The sequence below is a fragment of the Martinezella lusitana genome (assembly GCF_900094565.1).
Lineage (GTDB): Bacteria > Pseudomonadota > Alphaproteobacteria > Rhizobiales > Rhizobiaceae > Rhizobium > Rhizobium lusitanum.
Genome location: NZ_FMAF01000032.1, coordinates 40364 through 59110, shown reverse-complemented (window position 1 = coordinate 59110; position 18747 = coordinate 40364). Strand labels below are relative to the sequence as shown.

The 18747-nt window shown below is 62.7% G+C and carries 15 protein-coding genes; 11 read left to right on the top strand and 4 right to left on the bottom strand.

Annotated features, from left to right (window positions below; all coding sequences use genetic code 11):
- The first annotated feature begins 45 nt into the window (after positions 1-45).
- The 11 genes from GA0061101_RS33240 (at position 46) to GA0061101_RS33190 (ending at position 11724) form a co-directional block, all read left to right on the top strand.
- The gene (locus GA0061101_RS33240) at positions 46-1005 is read left to right on the top strand and encodes an ABC transporter permease (protein ID WP_037197556.1); all 960 of its coding nucleotides are present in this window, start codon (positions 46-48) and stop codon (positions 1003-1005) included.
- A 3-nt stretch (positions 1006-1008) separates the two neighbouring features.
- Entirely contained in the window at positions 1009-1884 is an 876-nt protein-coding gene (locus GA0061101_RS33235; RefSeq protein WP_037197372.1) for an ABC transporter permease, read from the top strand.
- A 19-nt stretch (positions 1885-1903) separates the two neighbouring features.
- Positions 1904-2824 carry a dihydrodipicolinate synthase family protein gene (locus tag GA0061101_RS33230; protein WP_037197373.1) on the top strand — a complete coding sequence of 307 codons (921 nt, stop codon included), beginning with the start codon at positions 1904-1906 and terminating at the stop codon, positions 2822-2824.
- Positions 2824-3840 carry an ABC transporter ATP-binding protein gene (locus GA0061101_RS33225; protein ID WP_037197558.1) on the top strand — a complete coding sequence of 339 codons (1017 nt, stop codon included), beginning with the start codon at positions 2824-2826 and terminating at the stop codon, positions 3838-3840. The genes GA0061101_RS33230 and GA0061101_RS33225 overlap by 1 nt, the downstream gene beginning before the upstream one ends.
- Positions 3841-4794 carry an ABC transporter ATP-binding protein gene (locus tag GA0061101_RS33220; RefSeq protein WP_037197374.1) on the top strand — a complete coding sequence of 318 codons (954 nt, stop codon included), beginning with the start codon at positions 3841-3843 and terminating at the stop codon, positions 4792-4794.
- 222 nt (positions 4795-5016) lie between these two features.
- Complete coding sequence (locus GA0061101_RS33215; RefSeq protein WP_037197375.1) at positions 5017-5901, top strand: AraC family transcriptional regulator; 885 nt, start codon at positions 5017-5019, stop codon at positions 5899-5901.
- A gap of 202 nt (positions 5902-6103) precedes the next feature.
- On the top strand, positions 6104-7189 hold the full coding sequence (locus GA0061101_RS33210; protein WP_037197376.1) for an ABC transporter substrate-binding protein: 1086 nt from the start codon (positions 6104-6106) through the stop codon (positions 7187-7189).
- 82 nt (positions 7190-7271) lie between these two features.
- On the top strand, positions 7272-8093 hold the full coding sequence (locus GA0061101_RS33205; protein ID WP_037197377.1) for an ATP-binding cassette domain-containing protein: 822 nt from the start codon (positions 7272-7274) through the stop codon (positions 8091-8093).
- Positions 8090-9340: a sugar ABC transporter permease gene (locus tag GA0061101_RS33200; protein ID WP_037197378.1), complete on the top strand. Its 1251-nt coding sequence runs from the start codon at positions 8090-8092 to the stop codon at positions 9338-9340. The genes GA0061101_RS33205 and GA0061101_RS33200 overlap by 4 nt, the downstream gene beginning before the upstream one ends.
- Positions 9341-9364: 24 nt before the next feature.
- Positions 9365-10093: an SDR family oxidoreductase gene (locus GA0061101_RS33195; protein ID WP_037197379.1), complete on the top strand. Its 729-nt coding sequence runs from the start codon at positions 9365-9367 to the stop codon at positions 10091-10093.
- A complete protein-coding gene (locus tag GA0061101_RS33190; RefSeq protein WP_037197381.1) occupies positions 10093-11724 on the top strand; it encodes an FGGY-family carbohydrate kinase in 1632 nt (543 codons plus the stop codon). The genes GA0061101_RS33195 and GA0061101_RS33190 overlap by 1 nt, the downstream gene beginning before the upstream one ends.
- A gap of 188 nt (positions 11725-11912) precedes the next feature.
- On the opposite strand, the gene atzF is transcribed toward GA0061101_RS33190, so the two are convergent.
- From atzF to GA0061101_RS33170, 4 genes are read right to left on the bottom strand one after another with little or no spacing between them, the layout of a single operon-like run.
- On the bottom strand, positions 11913-13724 hold the full coding sequence (gene atzF, locus GA0061101_RS33185) for an allophanate hydrolase (protein ID WP_037197382.1): 1812 nt from the start codon (positions 13722-13724) through the stop codon (positions 11913-11915).
- Entirely contained in the window at positions 13724-17260 is a 3537-nt protein-coding gene (gene uca / locus GA0061101_RS33180; RefSeq protein ID WP_092576690.1) for an urea carboxylase, read from the bottom strand. The genes atzF and uca overlap by 1 nt, the downstream gene beginning before the upstream one ends.
- A gap of 1 nt (position 17261) precedes the next feature.
- The gene (locus GA0061101_RS33175) at positions 17262-17912 is read right to left on the bottom strand and encodes an urea amidolyase associated protein UAAP2 (protein ID WP_037197384.1); all 651 of its coding nucleotides are present in this window, start codon (positions 17910-17912) and stop codon (positions 17262-17264) included.
- Between the two features lie 15 nt (positions 17913-17927).
- Entirely contained in the window at positions 17928-18746 is an 819-nt protein-coding gene (locus GA0061101_RS33170) for an urea amidolyase associated protein UAAP1 (RefSeq protein WP_037197385.1), read from the bottom strand.
- Between the last annotated feature and the right edge of the window lies 1 nt (position 18747).

The following is an 18747-nucleotide window of genomic DNA, read 5'->3' as shown; positions in this document are numbered from 1 at the left end:
GCCGGTCGCGGGCTGCGGCTGGCTCCTTTCAAGCGCGGATTCGATATGCTTCGTTACTGTCTCAAGCGTCTGGCGATCGGTATCGGCATGCTCATTGCACTGAGCATGCTGGTCTTCGTGCTGCTGCGGCTGACACCAGGCGATCCCATCGATGCCTATATCGACCCGAGCACGCCGCTGTCTCCGGCTGCCATGGCCGATCTGCGCGATAGACTTGGGTTGGATCAGCCCTTGCCGGTGCAATATATCGGGTGGCTGCAGCAGGCCTTGCACGGCAATTTCGGCTATTCGATCAAGCGGCTGGATCAGCCGGTGCTGACGCTGGTGCTGTCGCGCATAGGGCCGACTCTCCTGCTGATGGGCTCCGCCCTTATCATGGCGATCGTCGCCGGCATTGCCGCTGGCGTCATCGGCGCCGTCAGGCGCAATTCCGTAACCGACGTTTCGCTCTCCGTCCTGGCGCTGGCTGGCATATCGAGCCCGGCCTTCCTGAGCGCGCTTCTCGGCCTCTATATCTTTGCCGTGCGTCTCGGCTGGCTGCCATCCGGGGGCATGTCGACGCCGGGCGTGGATTTCTCTCTTGCCGACCTGCTCCGGCATCTCATCCTGCCGTCGGCACTTCTGGCGGTCGCCCAGGCGGCTTTGATCATGCGCTACATGCGCGCCTCGCTGCTGGAAGTGCTCAACCAGGATTATGTGCGCACGGCGCGCGCCAAGGGCGTGATCGAGTTCTGGGTTATCGTCAAGCACGCTCTGCGCAACGCTTTGCTGCCTGTTGTCACTGTCATCGGCTCGACCATTGGGCTTGCCATCGGCGGGGCGATCTTCATCGAGAGCGTCTTCAACTGGCCCGGCATGGGCCTGCTGCTCGTCGATGCGGTCACGACCCGTGATTACCCTGTGATCATGGGAGCAACGCTGGTCATCGGCGCCTGTGTCATCGTCGTCAATCTGCTGACCGACATCGCCTATGCGGTGGTCGATCCGCGCATCAAGGTGGGATGAGCGATGCTGGCGCGAACCGAACGACCAAGTCACGGCCCTCTGGCCCGCGCATTCGACCGCTTCCGGCTGAACGGAGCGGCGCTGTTTGGCGTCTGCATCGCCGCGCCGATGCTGGTGTTCATTCTGTCTTATCCGCTGTGGTGGCGGTTCCAGCCGAACGACATCGACCTTCTGGCGATGAATTCCGCACCCAATGCGACGCATTGGTTCGGAACCGATGGTGTCGGACGCGATGTCTTTGCGAGAGTCCTCGAAGGCGGTCGTATTTCGCTGATGGTGGCTGCGGGTTCCACTTTGATTTCGGCGCTGATCGGCTTCCTGTTCGGTTCCATTTCGGCCTTTGCCGGTCGTTGGGCCGATGCGCTCAGCATGCGCTTCGTCGATCTGGTCATGACCCTGCCGCCGGTGATCTTCCTGCTGGTGCTCGCCTCCATCACCGGCACCGGCATCCTGCCGACGATCACGGTCATATCGCTGCTGTCCTGGCCGCTGCTTGCGCGCATGGTGCGCTCAAGGCTGCTCGAATTGCGCGAACGCGATTTCGTGACGGCCGCGCGCGGCATGGGCGCCGGGCTGCCGCACCTTCTGCTGCGCCATGGCATGCCGAACTGTATCGATATTCTCGTGGTTTACGCGACGACCCAGGTTGCCAATGCGATCCTGCTGGAGGCGGGGCTCTCCTTTCTCGGGCTTGGCATTGCCCCGCCGGCAGCAAGCTGGGGCAACATGCTGAATGCCGCCCGCTCCACCGCCGTCCTCGAACAATATCCCTGGCAATGGCTGTTTCCCGGCGCCGCGCTGATTCTTGCCGTCCTTGCCATCAATTTCATCGGTGATGGATTGAGGGATGCCTTCGATCCGCGCGCCGAGCTTCATTGAACCAGGAAAGAAAGAGACAATGAGCAAATTCAAGGGTGTGGTGCCCCCCGTCGTAACGCCGCTGAATGATGATTTCACGGTGGATTACAAATCCTATACGCGGGTTCTGGAGCATCTGATCGAGGCCGGTTGCCATGGCGTCTTCGTGCTGGGCTCGACGAGCGAAGTCGTCTTCCATGACGAGAAGACACGGCGGGAGATCATCGAACATTCGGCCAAGGTCGTGAATGGCCGCGTTCCGTTGCTGGTCGGCACTATCGACGCGACCACCGACCGCGTGATCGCCCATTCGCAGATCGCCAGGGCTGCCGGGGCGGATGCCGTCGTCGTGACGGCGCCGTTTTACACGGTCACCAGCCAATCCGAGATCCTCGACCATTTCCGCTATATCCGCGATGCCGTCGACGTGCCGCTTGTCGCCTATGACATTCCCGTCTGCGTGCATGTGAAGCTGCTGCGCCAGACGGTGGTGACCCTTGCCAAGGAAGGCACCATCATCGGGCTGAAGGATTCCAGCGGCGACGACGGCAACTTCCGCTACGCGCTCCTCGATCTCGCCGATCACAAGGACGTCTTCCTGATGACCGGCTCCGAGATCGTCGTCGACAATGCCTTGCTGATGGGAGCGCATGGTGTGGTTCCCGGTATCGCCAATGTCGATCCGCATGGCTACGTCCGCCTCTGGGATGCGGCACAGCGAGGCGATTGGGTCGCGGCGCGGCGCGAACAGGAGCGGCTTTGCCGCCTGTTCGAGATTGTCTGGGTGGCGCAGGGCCGCGTCAGCGGCGGCGCGTCCGGCATCGGCGCTTTCAAGGCAGCGATGAAAAGCCTCGGCATCATCGATACCGCCATCATGCCGCGTCCGCGCGCACCGCTCAATGCGGAAGAGGCGGCCAGGATCGATGGGATCCTGCGGGAAACGGGGCTGCTCCAGATATGATGACGCCGGCCGCCGAACCCGTTCTCGACATCAAGGGGCTGAGGACCGTCTTCCGTACCCGCGGCGGCGAGTTGACGGCGGTGCGGGATGTCGACCTGACCATTGGCGCTGGAGAGACCCTGGCGCTGGTCGGGGAATCCGGTTCCGGCAAGTCGGTCACCAGTCTTTCAGTCATGCGGCTGCTGACGCGCAATGTCGGCGTCATTGCCGCCGGAAGTATCAGGTTGCGGAACAAGCAAGGCGTCGTCAGCGATCTCGCCACCCTGGACGACAGGCATATGGGCGCGATACGCGGCGATGATATCGGCATGGTGTTTCAGGAGCCGATGTCGAGCCTCAACCCGGTGCTGACCATCGGCGACCAGATCGCCGAACCGATCCGCATCTATCGCAAGGCTGACCGCAGGACGGCGATGCGCAAGGCTGTCGCGCTGTTGGAGAGCGTCGGCATCCCCGATGCGGAGCGGCGGGTGCGGCAGTATCCGCATGAGCTTTCCGGCGGCATGCGGCAGCGGGCGACCATCGCCATGGCGCTCGCCTGCGACCCGGTGCTGCTGATCGCAGACGAGCCGACAACGGCTCTCGACGTCACGATCCAGGCGCAGATCCTCGAACTCATGCAGCGGCTGCAACGGGAGCGCGGCATGGCGATCCTTTTCGTCACCCACAATCTCGGTGTGGTGGCCGAAATCGCCCATCGCGTCGCCGTCATGTATGCCGGCCGGATTGTCGAGGAAGGACCGGTCGGAACAGTGTTTCGCGATCCAAGGCATCCTTATACGCAGGGGCTGCTTGCCTCCATGCCGCGCCTCGGCGAGGCAACGCGGATGCGGCAAGCCGGCGAACAGCTGGCCGCCATTCCGGGTATCGTGCCGGGACTGACCAGGATGCCTGCAGGCTGCGCCTTCGCACCGCGCTGTTCTCACGCCATTGCCGCCTGCGCCGAAGCAGTGCCGGCTCTGGAGACCGTTGGTGCCGGGCATGCGAGCCGCTGTATCCGCTGGCGGGAGATCTAGATGACCGAACCGCTTCTCTCCGTGCGCCGCCTTGCCAAGGACTATGTCTCCCGAGGCGCAAAGCTTGCCGTCCTTCGCGATATCTCCTTCGATATCGGCAAGGGGGAGGTCGTGGGGCTCGTGGGTGAATCTGGTAGCGGCAAGACGACGATAGGGCGCTCCGTCCTCAGGCTCGTCGAGCCCACCGCCGGCAGTGTCCGTTTCGATGGCACCGAGATCACCGGTCTTCGTGCGGGAGCGTTGCGACGCATGCGGCCACGCATGCAGTATATCTTCCAGGATCCCTTCGCCAGCCTGTCGCCACGCATGACGATCGGCGAGATCCTGACCGAAGGCCTGAAGATACAGCGTATCGGCCATCGCCTGGATCGGCTCGACAGGGCGCGGGCAGCGCTCGAGCAGGTGGATCTGCCGGCAGAGGCGATCAATCGCTATGCGCATGAGTTTTCCGGCGGCCAGCGACAGAGGATCGGCATCGCACGCGCGCTTGCGCTCGGACCGGAGTTTCTCGTGGCCGACGAACCCGTCTCGGCGCTGGATGTCTCTATCCAGGCCCAGGTGATCAATCTGTTGCGCGGCCTGCAGCAGCGGCTCGGCCTGACCATGCTGTTCATCTCGCATGATCTCGCCGTCGTCGAATATGTCTGCGATCGGGTCATCGTACTCTATCTCGGGCGGATCATGGAGATCGCCGCGGGCGCCGATCTCTATGCCCGCCCCAGCCATCCCTATACGCGCGCGCTCCTATCAGCCATTCCGTCCCCCGATCCGGATGCCCGGCGCGACCGCCAGATCCTGAAGGGCGACATTCCCAGCCCGGCAAACCCGCCCAGCGGCTGCGTCTTCCGAACGCGTTGTCCGCATGCTCTTGATGCATGTGCAGCAACAGTGCCCGAGTTGCGCGAAGTCGTGCCGGGACAATTCAAGGCATGCATCCGCGATGATCTGGATTGAAGTCGCTTCATAATATCGCCACGCCCCTCGCATTGCGGTTTGTCATACTGCACTGCACATTTGGCCAACGAAGGGGCCATTCATGTCAAAAAAGTATCGGCCGAGCGTTCAGGGCGTAGTAGCGGGGGGCGAATACGAGGCGTAGATTTACCACACGTGATGGCCTCTGGGAGGAGGCCCCGCAACCGGATTGAGCACGGGCGGGCGAAAGGAGGCTGGCTGATGAACCCCGATTTGGAAGTTGTTGCGATCGGCAGCGGCGAGTCCTTCAAGGCCTGGGAGCATGGCTATCCGTACCGCACGGTTCGCTGGCATTTTCACCCCGAGTATGAAATCCATCATGTCGTGGCGACCACCGGGCAATACTTTGTCGGCGATTTCATCGGCGAGTTCGAGCCGGGCAATCTGGTGCTGACGGGGCCGAACCTACCGCATAATTGGGTGAGCGACGTCCCGGTCGGCGTCACCCTTCCTCTGCGCTGCCGCGTCCTGCAATTTTCCGAATCCTTCTTTGCCGATGCGAGCAGGGTCTTCCCGGAACTGTCCGCTTGCGCAGGCATATTGGAAACGAGTCGCCGTGGTGCGCTCTTCACGCCCGAGACCGCCGCAATCGTCGGCCCAATCCTTGGTGAGTTGGTTGAGGCGACCGGCATCCGCCGTATCGAGCTTTTCATGAACATTCTCGACGCCATGAGCAGTGCCTCGGATACGCGCTCGCTTGCCAGCGCCGGTTACCAGCCGGATCCGTCTGGCTTCATGTCTGCGGGCGTCAATCAGGCGCTGTCCTATATCAATGCGCATCTGACCGAGCCATTCAGCGAATGTGACCTCGCCGAGTTGACGGGCCAGAGCCCGAGCGCTTTTTCGCGCAGCTTTCGCCGCCACACCGGCATGGCGCTGGTGCAATATGTCAACCGACTGCGGGTCAACTTCGCCTGTCACCTGCTGATGAGCAAGGCGGATATGTCGATCACCGACATCTGCTTTGCCGCCGGCTTCAACAATATCTCGAATTTCAATCGCCGTTTTCTGGATCAGAAGGGCATGGCGCCCTCACGGTTCAGATCACTGTTGGCACAGCATGCTCGTGCGGTGGAGGCCGCCTAACCAAGGGGAGGACAGGGAGGAGAGACAACAATTCAGGCCAAGCGAACGGGCACCTCTGTCGCCCGAAGGAGATCGTTTGTCCGAAAAATAGCCGCTGCCACGGTCGGACGACCGTCGCCAGGGGACGTCGAACAAGAGCATCGCGTGCTTAGGGCCGCGATGATCGAGGGAAACCATTACCATTTGGAACGGAGAATTTCCAATGAACCATCTCGCACTGAAAATCGCTGGCGCAGCCGCGCTCACGGTTGGTCTTCTGAGCGGCACGTCCGCATTCGCGCAATCCGCCAAGGTGACCGACGCAACCGTCGCCTTTCTGATGCCAGACCAGAGTTCGACGCGTTACGAAGAGCATGACTTTCCCGGTTTCCAGGCGGAGATGAAGAAGCTCTGCGCCGGCTGCAAGGTCATCTACCAGAATGCCAATGGCGATGCTTCGCGCCAGCAGCAGCAATTCAACTCGGCGATTTCGCAGGGTGCCAAGGCAATCGTGCTCGACCCGGTCGACTCCACCGCCGCTGCCTCGCTGGTCAAGATGGCCCAGAGCCAGGGCGTTCGCGTCGTCGCCTATGACCGCCCGATCCCGTCGACCCCTGCCGATTACTATGTGTCCTTCAACAACGAAGAGATCGGCAAGATGATCGCGAAATCGCTCGTCGATCACCTGAAGGCCAAGAACGTCAAGGCCGGTGACGGCGGCCTGCTCGAGATCAACGGTTCGCCGACCGATGCGGCGGCCGGCCTCATCAAGAAGGGCATCCATGCCGGTCTTGCCGAGGGCGGCTATCCCGTGCTCGCCGAATTCGACACGCCGGAATGGGCGCCGCCGAAGGCACAGCAATGGGCAAGTGGCCAGATCACCCGCTTTGGCAAGAAGATCCTCGGCGTGGTCGCGGCCAATGATGGCACGGGCGGCGCTGCGGTGGCGGCCTTCAAGGCAGCAGGCTTCGATCCGGTGCCGCCGGTCACGGGCAATGACGCCACCATCGCCGGCCTGCAGCTCATCATTTCCGGCGATCAGTACAACACGATCTCCAAGCCGAGCGAGATCGTCGCCGCGGCTGCTGCCAATGTCGCGATAGAATTGCTCTCAGGCGAAACGCCGAAGGCGGACACGAAACTCTTCGACACGCCGACGAAGCTCTTCACGCCGGTATTGGTTACGGCCGACAATCTCAAGGCTGAAATTATCGACAAGGCCGTCAACGGCAAGCCGATCCAGACGCCCGACCAGCTCTGCACCGATCGCTACGCGGATGGCTGCAAGAAGCTCGGTATCGGCAGCTGACTATAGCGCATCGATATGCTCCGGCCGCTTCGGCGGCCGGAAATGAACCGACCATCACTGCAAACCGAGAGAGTGGCGAAACATGATTGACGCTTCCGGTCAAAGAGCCCCGACAGGCGAGCTGGTGCTCAGCCTGCAAGGTGTCTCCAAACATTTCGGCGCCGTCTCGGCACTGACTGACATTAACCTCGATGTACATGCCGGCGAGGTCGTGGCGCTTGTCGGCGATAACGGCGCGGGCAAATCGACGCTCGTGAAAATCCTTGCCGGCGTTCACCAGCCGAGCGCCGGCACGATCACATTCGCAGGCAAGCCGGTCACGCTCAGCGATCCCGCCACAGCCCTCGATCTCGGCATCGCCACGGTCTTTCAGGATCTGGCGCTGTGCGAGAACCTCGATGTCGTGGCGAACATCTTCCTCGGCCGGGAGCTCAGCCCGCTGAAGCTCGACGAGACCGCGATGGAGGTGCGTGCCTGGACACTCCTCAATGAGCTTGCTGCGCGCATCCCGAGCGTGCGCATTCCCATCGCCTCGCTTTCCGGCGGCCAACGGCAGACGGTGGCCATCGCCCGCTCGCTGTTGCTCGAGCCGAAGCTCATCATGCTGGACGAGCCCACAGCCGCGCTCGGCGTGGCGCAAACAGCGGAGGTGCTGAACCTGATCGAACGCGTCCGCGACAAGGGGCTCGGCGTGCTCATGATCAGCCACAACATGGAGGACGTGCGCGCCGTGGCCGACCGTATCGTCGTGCTGCGCCTCGGCCGCAACAACGGCATCTTCTATCCCGACACCTCGAACCAGGAACTTGTCAGCGCCATCACCGGCGCAACTGAAAATGCCGTGTCGCGGCGCGCCGGGCGGCGTCAGGCCCAACAGGAACAAAGAGAAGGGGGCCAGCTATGAACCAGGACATGAAGCAGCCGGCCGTGTTGCTCGACCGAAGCGACGTTCGCGTCAGCCATGAAACAGGCATCGCCGCCACGATCCGTTCGTCCATCGACAAGGTACGGTCAGGAGATCTCGGCTCCCTGCCAGTCGTCGTCGGCCTCGTCATCATCTGGACGGTATTCGGCGCGCTCAACCCGACATTCCTCTCCAGCAACAATCTCGCCAATCTGCTGTTCGACGCGTCGACGGTCGGCATCATCTCGCTCGGCATCGTCTGTGTGCTGATGGTCGGCGAGATCGATCTTTCGGTGGGATCGATCAGCGGCTTCGCCTCGGCCATGGTCGGCATGCTCTGGGTCAATGAAGGCTGGCCGGTGGTACTCGCCATCCTCGCCGCGCTTGTCTTCGGTGGTGTGATCGGCACGATCTACGCTTTGCTCTTCAACCGTTTGGGCATGCCAAGCTTCGTTTCGACGCTGGCGGGATTGCTCGCCGTACTCGGCATGCAGCTCTATTTGCTCGGCGCCACCGGCTCCATCAATCTGCCCTATGGTTCGGCGATCGTGAACTTTGGCCAACTCCTGGTCATTCCGCGTCCGCTCGCCTATCTGTTTGCGCTCATCCCCGGCGTGGTGATGCTGTTTTCCGGCTTCGCCGTAGTTCGTCGCCGCAAGCAGGCGAACTTGTCGGCTCCTTCCGCCGGCGGCCTCGTTGCCAAAGCCGTCGCCATCACCGTGGCTCTTGAATTCGTCGCCTTCTACCTCAATCGGGATCGCGGCATTCCCTGGATGTTCGCCTTGTTCGTGGTGCTGGTCATCTTGATGGACTACGCGCTGACGCGCACGCAATGGGGCCGGTCGATGTCAGCGGTCGGCGGCAACCGGGAGGCTGCGCGGCGTGCCGGCATCAACGTGCGGATGATCTATACGAGCGCCTTCGTGCTCTGCGCCATGTTTGCAGCCCTCGGCGGTGTGCTGGCCGCGGCGCGTCTGGCCTCGGCCAGCCAGCAGGCCGGCACCGGAGACGTTAACCTGAATGCGATCGCCGCAGCCGTCATTGGCGGCACCAGCCTCTTCGGCGGCCGTGGCAACGCCTATTCGGCGCTACTGGGCATCATCGTCATCCAGTCGATCGCGAGCGGTCTTACGATGCTCGATCTGTCGTCGGCGCTTCGCTACATGATCACCGGCGCAGTCCTTGCCATCGCTGTCATCGTCGACTCTCTGGCTCGCCGGTCTCGCGCCTCGCATGGTCGTGGCTGATTTCATCACAAAGTAAGGATTGATATGAGACAGGATTTTGCCGGTAAAATCGCCGCCATCACCGGGGCCGCCTCCGGGATCGGGCTGGAATGCGCCAAATCGCTTTTGAACGAGGGCGCCAGCGTCGCCCTCATCGACAGAGCCGAGGATACTCTGAAAAGCCTCTGCGCCGACCTGGGACCGAATGCCCATCCCGTGGTCATCGACCTTCTGAACCCTGCAAGTGTGGCCACCATGATGCCGCAGATTCTGGAGAAATTCGGCAAACTCGACATCTTCCACGCCAATGCCGGCGCCTATATTGGCGGCGAGGTCGTGGATGGTGATCCCGATGCCTGGGATCGGATGCTGGATCTCAATATCAACGCGGCCTTCCGTTCCGTCCGGATGGTGCTGCCGCATATGGTCGAGCGGAAGACCGGCGACATCATCATGACCAGTTCTATTGCCGGCCTGGTGCCGGTGGTCTGGGAGCCGATCTATACGGCCTCGAAACATGCGGTTCAGGCATTCGTCCATACCGTACGCCGCCAGGTCGCCAAGCATGGCATCCGTGTCGGCGCAGTCGCGCCAGGGCCCGTGGTGACCGCGCTGATTAGCGATTGGCCGAAGGCGAAGCTGGACGAGACGATCGCCGCCGGCGGCCTTATGGAAGCGACCGAAGTGGCGGAAGCCGTCCTCTTCATGCTATCGAGGCCACGTAACATTGTCATTCGGGATCTGGTGATCCTGCCTTTAAGTACGGATCTCTGATGACGGCACCTTATTTCATCGGCATCGACGTCGGAACCGGCAGCGCCCGCGCCGGCGTCTTCGACGCGCGGGGACATCTGCTCGCCTCGGCCAAACGCCAGATCACCATCTGGCACGAGGCCGGCAGCATCGTCGAGCAGTCGAGCGAGCAGATCTGGAAGGCCGTTTGCGACAGCGTCAGGGAAGCTGTCGCGACTGCTGGCATAGTGGCAACCGATGTTGCCGGCATCGGCTTCGACGCGACTTGCTCACTTGTCGCGGTCAGGGCGGATGGCGCGCCGGTGGCCGTCGGTCCGTCCGGCGATCCCGCTCGCAATATCATCGTCTGGATGGATCATCGCGCCGCCCGCGAAGCTGAGGAAATCAATGCCGGCAATCATGCCGTGCTGCGCTATGTCGGCGGCCGCATCTCGCCCGAGATGGAGACCCCCAAGCTCCTCTGGCTCAAGCGAAACCTGCCGCAATCTTTCGCAGCAGCCGATCATTTTTTCGATCTTGCCGATTATCTGACCTGGCGCGCGACGGGCTCACTGACGAGATCAATCTGCACGGTCACCTGCAAATGGACCTATCTCGCGCATGAAAAGCGCTGGGACGCCCAATATTTCAGGGATATCGGCGTCGGAGAACTGGCTGACGAGGATTTTGCCAGAATAGGCACTGACATCGTCGAGCCCGGCACTCCCCTGGGGAACGGTCTGAGCGAAGCTGCGGCCCGTGATCTGGGCCTTGCAGCCGGCACGCCCGTCGGCGCATCCCTGATCGACGCTCATGCCGGCGGCGTCGGCACCTTAGGTGGCCAAGACGCCAAGGGGAATGCCGATATCAGCAACAGGCTCGCCTACATCTTCGGCACATCAGCCTGCTCGATGGCCTCAAGCGAGGCGGCGGTTTTCGTCGATGGTGTCTGGGGCCCCTATTATTCGGCTATGGTGCCGGGCCTGTGGTTGACGGAAGGCGGGCAGTCGGCGGCTGGAGCCGCCATCGACCATCTCGTCACCATGCATCCCGCAGCCGACGAAGCGCGGGCGAGGGCCGAGGCGGAGGGCCTCTCGCTGGTCGCCTGGCTCGATCGTCAGGCAGGCGAAGCCTGCAAGAATGCGTCTGACGCGGTCGTGCTCGCCAAATCCATACAGGTGGTGCCGGAATTCCTCGGCAACCGCTCACCCTTCGCTGATCCTGACGCCCGTGCCGTCATCTCGGGTCTGGCGCTGGAGACCGGCATCGACGATCTGGTCGCGCTTTATGTCGCCGGCCTTTGCGGCATCGGCTACGGCCTGCGGCAGCTGCTCGAAAAGCTGTCTCTGGATGGCATCGCGTGCAATCTCATCGTCGCGAGCGGCGGTGCCGCCCAGAGCGGCCTTGTGCGACAGCTTCTGGCCGATACAGCCAACACACCTGTCGCTGTTGCCGACACTGAAGAGCCTGTTCTTCTCGGGGCGGCCATGCTGGGCGCTACGGCCGGTGGACATTATGGCTCGCTCGCGGAAGCGATGGCGGCCATGTCACGGCTGGCGAAATTGTTCTCGCCGGCGCACGGCGCCATCAAGGTGCTGCACGAACGTCGCTATGCCGCTTTCGAACTGCTGCAATCGGCTGATCGGAGCATCCGCTCGTTGATGGCATCGTAGATGCCACCGTGGACGACTCGTCATCCACGGTGGCCGAGATCAGTCAGGAGTCGCTAACACGAGTTTTTTGTGATTGGAGGTCGTGCCTGTCAGGACGGCTGCCACCGATAGCACCGGTTCTCGCTATCAAACCTTCGAGGATGGTTCGCAACGCCTTCATCAGCAATTCCGGCATTTGACTTGCCTCCTCAAGATGCCGGGTCAGCGGCGCTTACATAGCCGCGCCAGCCGCCGAATTCGGTGATATCTCGGGCGTCGGCCACGGCATGGACCTCGCAGAGAAACCCCGAGATGGAACTTCCGTCGTCGAGCGTGATCTTGCCGACGCCCAGCGGTGCCGGAATATTCTGGACGAACCGGGCGAATGCCGCAGGCGGCAGAGCCCAGACCTCAACTTCCACACCCTTGCCGGCAAAACCCGGATCGCGCACCAGTCCCGGCTTTGGCGGGACGGTGCCGGGGAGCGCAAAGAGCCGGTAGCTGCCATCCGTCCGGCAGGTTTTCAACTTACATCCGCCCGGCCGGGTCAGTTCATGGTTGAGCGGCATGCCGGTCAGATGCGCGCCGACGACCACGATTGGAACGAGGTCTTCGGCAGCTGGGGCTACGCGGCTTGCAGCGGGCAGCGCGGCCGTGCGGTCCTTGCCCATTCCAGCGTTCAGGACGCGATGCATGGCGTCGGCGAAGGGCGCCAATGCTTCGTCGGTGAAGGCGGGGCCGACGAGCATCACGCCCGCGGGCAGATGGTCCTTGGCGTCAAAGCCGGCAGGTATGGCGATCGCCGCGCAGTCGAGCAGATTGGCGAAGTTGGTATAGCGACCGAAGTGGCCATTCTTGACGATCGGATCGGCCCGCATCTCCTCGACGGTGTAGGTGGTGGGCGAGGTCGGCAGCATCAGGAAGTCCACCTTCTCCCATTCCACCTTCGTCTTCTGTCGCAAGGCTTCCAACCGGTACCGGCCTTCGAAGGCAGCGACCGCGTCATAGGCCTTTGCCCCTTCGATGATGGTCCGCACAGTCGGATCGAAATCACCGGCATTCGTCTCCAGAAAATCCTTCACCGCCGCCAGCCGCTCGGCGACCCAGGGGCCGTTGTAGAGCAATTCGGCCGCTTGCCGGAAAGGCGCATAGTCGAAGGGTACGATCTCTGCACCCAGCGATTTAGCCCGCTCGATGGCGGCGTCATAGAGAGCTTCGACATCCTTGTTGCCATAGAATTCGCGCTCCACGCCGTCGAGCACGCCGATGCGCGGGCGTGATGATGGCAGGTTTGCCGGCGCGGCCCGCCGCGAGAACGGATCGCGAGCGTCATAGCCTTCCATGATCCTGCGCACGGTAGTGCCGTCTCCCACTGTCGCCGCAAAGACGGTGACGACATCGACGCTGCGGCAGGCGGGCACCACGCCGACATTGGGCACCAGTCCCGGCGTCGGCTTGATGCCGACGAGATTGTTGAAGGCGGCGGGGACGCGGCCCGAGCCTGCCGTATCGGTGCCAAGGGAAAAGCTCGCCAGTCCAGCCGCGACGGCGACGGCCGAACCGGAACTGGAGCCGCCGGAAACGTAGTTGCGGTCGAATACGGAACGCGGTGCGCCATAGGGCGAACGCGTGCCGTTAAGGCCGGTCGCGAATTGGTCGAGATTGGTCTTGCCGATGACGATGGCGCCGGCGGCCTTCAGCCGGGCGACCGTGGTCGCATCCTCTTCAGGATGATAGGCAAAGGCCGGGCAGGCGGCTGTTGTCGGCAGACCTGCGACGTCGATGTTGTCCTTGACCGCGAAGGGAACGCCCCAGAGCGGCAGGCTGTTCGGCTCGGGCACTCTTGCCAACAGCTCGCAGGCTGCCGCGCGCAGATCGTCATCCGGCGTCATGGTGATGAAGATCGCCGGATCGTCCGACGCTTTCCGTCTGGCGATGATCTCCTCCACCAGGTCGAGCGGTGACAGGCCTGCCGCATAGGCCGCTTTCAGCGAAGCGAGATCGAGAATGGTGGGAAGCATCAGATTTCCTCCAGAATGACGAGCACATCGCCGGCTTTGACGTTGTGCCCCGGGCCGGCGCGCAGATCGCGGACGCGCCCGGCGGCATGTGCGGTGACGTTGATTTCCATTTTCATGGATTCGATGATGGCCAATGTATCGCCGGCGGCAACCGGCTGACCCTCTTCGACGAGTATTTTCCAGACGTTGCCGGGTACGGCACTTTCGATGCCGAAACAGCCTTCAGGTATGTCGCCGCCCAATCCGGGGCCGGCTCCCTCGTCGACGGTGAAACTGTCGAGGCCGAGTTCCTTCCAGCGCTGGCGTTCCGCTTCGAAGGCGGCCTGCTGCCTGGATTTAAAAGCGCCGATGGTGGCTGCGTCGCGGGCAAGGCCTGCTTCATAGGCACCGTAGGAAAATTCCGTCTCCTCGATCTTGACGGGATAGCCTCCATGCGGGAAGGCGGCACGTGCCTCCGCCAGTTCCTCATGGCTGACGGGAAAGAAGCGGATCTGGTCGAAGAAGTTCAGCAACCACGGCTTGCCTCGGGCAAAGACCGGTGTCTGCCGCCAGCTGTTCCAGACCTGGATGGTGCGGCCGAAAAGCTGATAGCCACCCGGGCCCTCCATGCCATAGATGCACATATAGGCGCCGCCTATGCCGACGGCATTCTCCGGCGTCCAGGTGCGGGCCGGATTGTACTTCGTCGTCACCAGCCGATGGCGCGGGTCGATTGGGGTCGCGACCGGTGCGCCGAGATAGACGTCGCCGAGGCCGAGCACCAGATAGCTGGCATCGAAGACGATGTCGCGCACGGCCTGCTCGTCGGGCAAGCCGTTGATCCGGCGGATGAACTCGATATTCGATGGGCACCAGGGCGCGTTTGGCCGCACAAGTTCTTGATATTTGCGCATGGCGAGTTCGGCATCCGGATCGTTCCAGGAGAGCGGCAGATGCACGATGCGGCTCGGGACTTTGACCTCCTGCGCTGCCGGGAGGGCCGCCTCGATCTCGGCAAGCAGGCCCAGCAGGCGCGTTCGCGTGAGCGTGGTGCCGTCATAATGGATCTGCAGCGATCGGATGCCGGGTGTCAGGTCGATGATCCCAGGTAAACGGACCTCGATGATCGCCTGCATCAGCAGGTGTATCCGCAGGCGCAGCGCGATATCGAGGGTCATCGCGCCATATTCGACCAGCAGATTGTCGTCGCCTTGGCGGCGATAGACGACGGGAACCGGTCCATGCTCGTTCTGGCCGACGATCGCCGATCCAGCTTCATCACCAATGCGCCGCACCATGGGACCGGCGACAGGATCTTGCGCACGCTCGGTCGGATGAAACCGGATTTTATCGCCGGGCTTGAACTGACCCATTTTCCATTGCTCGTCGCGGGCGATGACGGCAGGGCAGACGAAGCCACCGAGGCTCGGGCCATCGGGTCCGAGAATGATCGGCATGTCGCCGGTAAAGTCGATGGCTCCCACAGCATAGGCATTATCATGGAGATTGGAGGGGTGAAGGCCGGCTTCGCCACCGTCGCTGCGCGCCCATTTGGGTGCTGGGCCGATCAGACGCACGCCGGTGCGGGCGCTGTTGAAATGCACCTCGTATTCGGTCGAGAACAGCGTCTCGATGTCGTCTTCCAGAAAGAAGTCCGGCGCGCCATGTGGGCCATAGAGAACGCCGACCTGCCAGTTGCGGGTCAGCGGCGCCGGTGCCTCAGCTGCTTTGGCGGGCAGTTGCGGTGCGCGGGCCAGCCGCAGCACATGGCCGGTCTGGAGCGTGCCAATGGCGTGGCCGCCGAATTTCCCGAGGCCGAAGGTCGCTCTCGAACCGAGGGTGACAGGGGCTGCTAAGCCGCCCGCAACCGCGAGATAGGAGCGCTGGCCGGCACCCTCTATCGCGCCGATCACAAGCGTTTGTCCCGCCTTGATGGTGACGGCTTCGTCATGCGGCAGAGGGAGGCCGTCGAGGCTCATCGGCATGCGCGCGCCTGCGAGAGCAATGGTGATGTCCGAGAAGATCTTGAGTATCGGGCCGGATACGGTGAGTTCCAGCGCCGCCGTCTCATCGGCGTTGCCGACGAGCCGATTGGCATGGCGGAACGAGCGCTCGTCCATCGGGCCGCTCGGCGGCACGCCGACATGCCAGAGGCCGAGCCGGCCGGGTAGCTCCTGTATGCTCGACTGCGCGCCCGGCGCAACAACTTCTATGATGTCGGGCACGAAGGCGAAATCCTTGAGCGCAGTCGTCGCCACATCGCCGCTTGAGAGCAGATCCGATCCCGCAATCGCCTTGAGATAGTCGAGATTGGTCTCAATGCCGGCGATGGCGCTTTCCGCAAGCGCGTGCTTCAACTTCTCGATCGCGGCAGGTCGGTCTTCGGCCGTGACGATCACCTTGGCGAGCATTGGGTCATAGAAGGGCGTAACTTCCGTGCCGGTCTCGATCCAGGCATCCACGCGCGCACTCGCCGGGAAGGCGACTTCCGTCAGCAGACCGGCACTGGGCCGGAAGCCGGCATGCGGCATCTCGGCATAGATGCGAGCCTCGATCGCAGCGCCGCTTGGAGTCAGATGGTCGTTGCCGGTGATCACATCCTCGCCGGCCGCCTGGCGAATCATCCATTCGACGAGATCGACGCCGTATACGGCTTCCGTGATCGGATGCTCGACCTGCAGGCGGGTATTGACCTCGAGGAAGTAGAATTCCTCGCGCAGCGGATCGTAGATGAATTCCACCGTCCCGGCGGATTGGTAGCGCGCGGAGGTGCCCAGCGCCACGGCCGCGGCGTGCAGACGCTCTCGCACCGCGGGCGAAAGACCGGGGGCGGGGGTTTCCTCGATCACCTTCTGGTTCCGGCGCTGCAGCGAGCAGTCGCGCTCGCCGAGCGCGATCACCCGTCCCTCGCCATCGCCGAAGATCTGCACCTCGACGTGACGGGCCTTGGAAACGAAGCGTTCGAGATAGACGCGCGCGTCGCCGAAACTTGCCTTGGCCGTGCGCTGCACGCTTTCGAAAGCCGCCTTCAGACTATCGGCATCCTCGCAGAGCTGCATGCCGATGCCGCCGCCGCCTGCTGTCGATTTCAGCATGACCGAGTAGCCAATCTCCGCGGCGGCCGCTAGCGCCGCCTCGCTCGTGTCGACAAGACCGCTGCCCGGAAGCAGGGGTACGCCGCTGGCACGCGCCAGCTCGCGCGCCGTGTGCTTCAGGCCGAAGGCGGCAATGTTTTCCGGCGTTGGGCCGATGAAGACGATGCCCTCCGCGGCCAGCCGCTCGGCAAAACCGATGTTTTCCGACAGGAAACCGTAGCCAGGATGGACGGCCTCGGCGCCAGTCGCTTTGCAGGCGGCGATGACGGCATCGACATTAAGATAGCTCTCGGAGGCGGTTGCCGCACCGAGCCTTACGGCCTCGTCGGCCATCAGCGATGCCTTGGAAAACCGGTCGGCGTCGGAATAGACGACGACGGAGGCGATGCCCATGCGTTTCAATGTCCGGATGATCCGGACGGCGATTTCGCCTCGGTTGGCGATCAATATCTTTTTGAACATCTCAGGCCTCACCGTCCCAGACGAGAACCCGGATCGGCGTCGGATCGAAACCGTTGCAGGGATTGTTGATCTGCGGGCAGTTGGAGATGACGAGCAGCACGTCCATCTCGGCCTTCAGCTCGACATAGTCACCAGGCGCGGAAATACCGTCGACGATCGTCATCTCGCCGGATGGTTCGATCGGCACGTTCATGAAGAAATTGATGTTGGGCACGACGTCGCGCTTGCTCATGCCGTGCTTGGAGACCTCCAGAACGAAATTGTCGCGGCAGGCATGGAGATACTTCGTGCCATGGCCGAAGCGCACCGTGTTGCTCTCGCAGGAGCAGGCGCCGGCCGAGGTGTCATGGCGCCCGCAACTGTCGGCGCTCATGGTCAGCATCACTCGCCCCTCATTGGAGACGATCCGGGTGCCTGTGGTGATATAGGCGGCACCCTGCTCGCGCATCGTGTCCTGGCTGGAATAGCGCTCGGAGTGGTCTTCAGCGTTGTAGAATAGCGTGTCGATCGCCTGCTGGCCGTAGCTATCCTCGATGCGCAGCGTCTGGCCCTTGCGGATCACGGTTGAGAAGGGCGCTTCGGCCGGGATGAAGTGATCCTGCGCGGCGTTATCGAGGGTGCGGCTGGATGCGGTCTGGATGAATGGGGTCACGATATTGCTCCTCGCTCAGATCGCTGCCAGCGCGTTGTTTTCAAAGCCGCGCACGGCTTCGGCGGTTGCCGTCCGGCAAATGTCGTCCGCGCGTGGCTCGGTTGCTGCGATGCGGGTGACCGTTACCGGATTGGGCCGGTAGTCGGGGTTGGGGTCGAGCGGATGCGGGCAATTGGAGAGGCCGACGATGATTTCCATCTCGGCGCGAAGCTCGATGTAGTCGCCCTCATGACGAAGCTCGGGTCTCCATTGGAACTTGCCGTCCTGGTCGACGCGGACGGGGGCAAAGAGCGAAAGCGCCGCCGGGATGTCTCGCCGCTCAAGCCCGGCCTTGGTCGCAAGCAAAACGAGGTTGTCGCGGGTGTTGCGCGTACCCTCGCCATATTTCGTGAGATTCGACGTGGCCGTGGAGCCGCCCATAAGGCAATCATGAGCGCCGGAGGAATCCTCGATCACGGAAAACATCACCCGGCCCATATCGGAGAAGATCACCCGGCCTTTCGAAAGGGCGGTGGTCCACTGCATTTTCACGGTGTCGGGCAGGTTCAGCCGCTCGCTTGTTTCGGCCGCATTCCATGCGACGAGCGTTACCGTCGAGAAACCCTGCTGCTGGGCGATGCGCAACGTCTCGCCGCGCTTGATGCGGGTCGACCAATACCAGCCGCCCGGTATGACCTCCTGATGAATGACGCGAACTGCGTCGACAGGCGGGGCGGGAAGGGGGCTTGGCGCGGGCAAGGCCTTGGGCGCGAACTCCAGTCCTTTCCTTTGATGTTCCTCATAGCGTGCGCGATTGGCGGCGATTTCTTCCGGCGAACGTCTGACGTGTTGCATG

Coding starts and splice junctions, on each gene's coding strand:
- GA0061101_RS33240 (WP_037197556.1), top strand. CDS start 46: ATGCTTCGTTACTGTCTCAAGCGTCTGGCGATCGGTATCGGCATGCTC.
- GA0061101_RS33235 (WP_037197372.1), top strand. CDS start 1,009: ATGCTGGCGCGAACCGAACGACCAAGTCACGGCCCTCTGGCCCGCGCA.
- GA0061101_RS33230 (WP_037197373.1), top strand. CDS start 1,904: ATGAGCAAATTCAAGGGTGTGGTGCCCCCCGTCGTAACGCCGCTGAAT.
- GA0061101_RS33225 (WP_037197558.1), top strand. CDS start 2,824: ATGACGCCGGCCGCCGAACCCGTTCTCGACATCAAGGGGCTGAGGACC.
- GA0061101_RS33220 (WP_037197374.1), top strand. CDS start 3,841: ATGACCGAACCGCTTCTCTCCGTGCGCCGCCTTGCCAAGGACTATGTC.
- GA0061101_RS33215 (WP_037197375.1), top strand. CDS start 5,017: ATGAACCCCGATTTGGAAGTTGTTGCGATCGGCAGCGGCGAGTCCTTC.
- GA0061101_RS33210 (WP_037197376.1), top strand. CDS start 6,104: ATGAACCATCTCGCACTGAAAATCGCTGGCGCAGCCGCGCTCACGGTT.
- GA0061101_RS33205 (WP_037197377.1), top strand. CDS start 7,272: ATGATTGACGCTTCCGGTCAAAGAGCCCCGACAGGCGAGCTGGTGCTC.
- GA0061101_RS33200 (WP_037197378.1), top strand. CDS start 8,090: ATGAACCAGGACATGAAGCAGCCGGCCGTGTTGCTCGACCGAAGCGAC.
- GA0061101_RS33195 (WP_037197379.1), top strand. CDS start 9,365: ATGAGACAGGATTTTGCCGGTAAAATCGCCGCCATCACCGGGGCCGCC.
- GA0061101_RS33190 (WP_037197381.1), top strand. CDS start 10,093: ATGACGGCACCTTATTTCATCGGCATCGACGTCGGAACCGGCAGCGCC.
- atzF (WP_037197382.1), bottom strand. CDS start 13,724: ATGCTTCCCACCATTCTCGATCTCGCTTCGCTGAAAGCGGCCTATGCG.
- uca (WP_092576690.1), bottom strand. CDS start 17,260: ATGTTCAAAAAGATATTGATCGCCAACCGAGGCGAAATCGCCGTCCGG.
- GA0061101_RS33170 (WP_037197385.1), bottom strand. CDS start 18,746: ATGCAACACGTCAGACGTTCGCCGGAAGAAATCGCCGCCAATCGCGCA.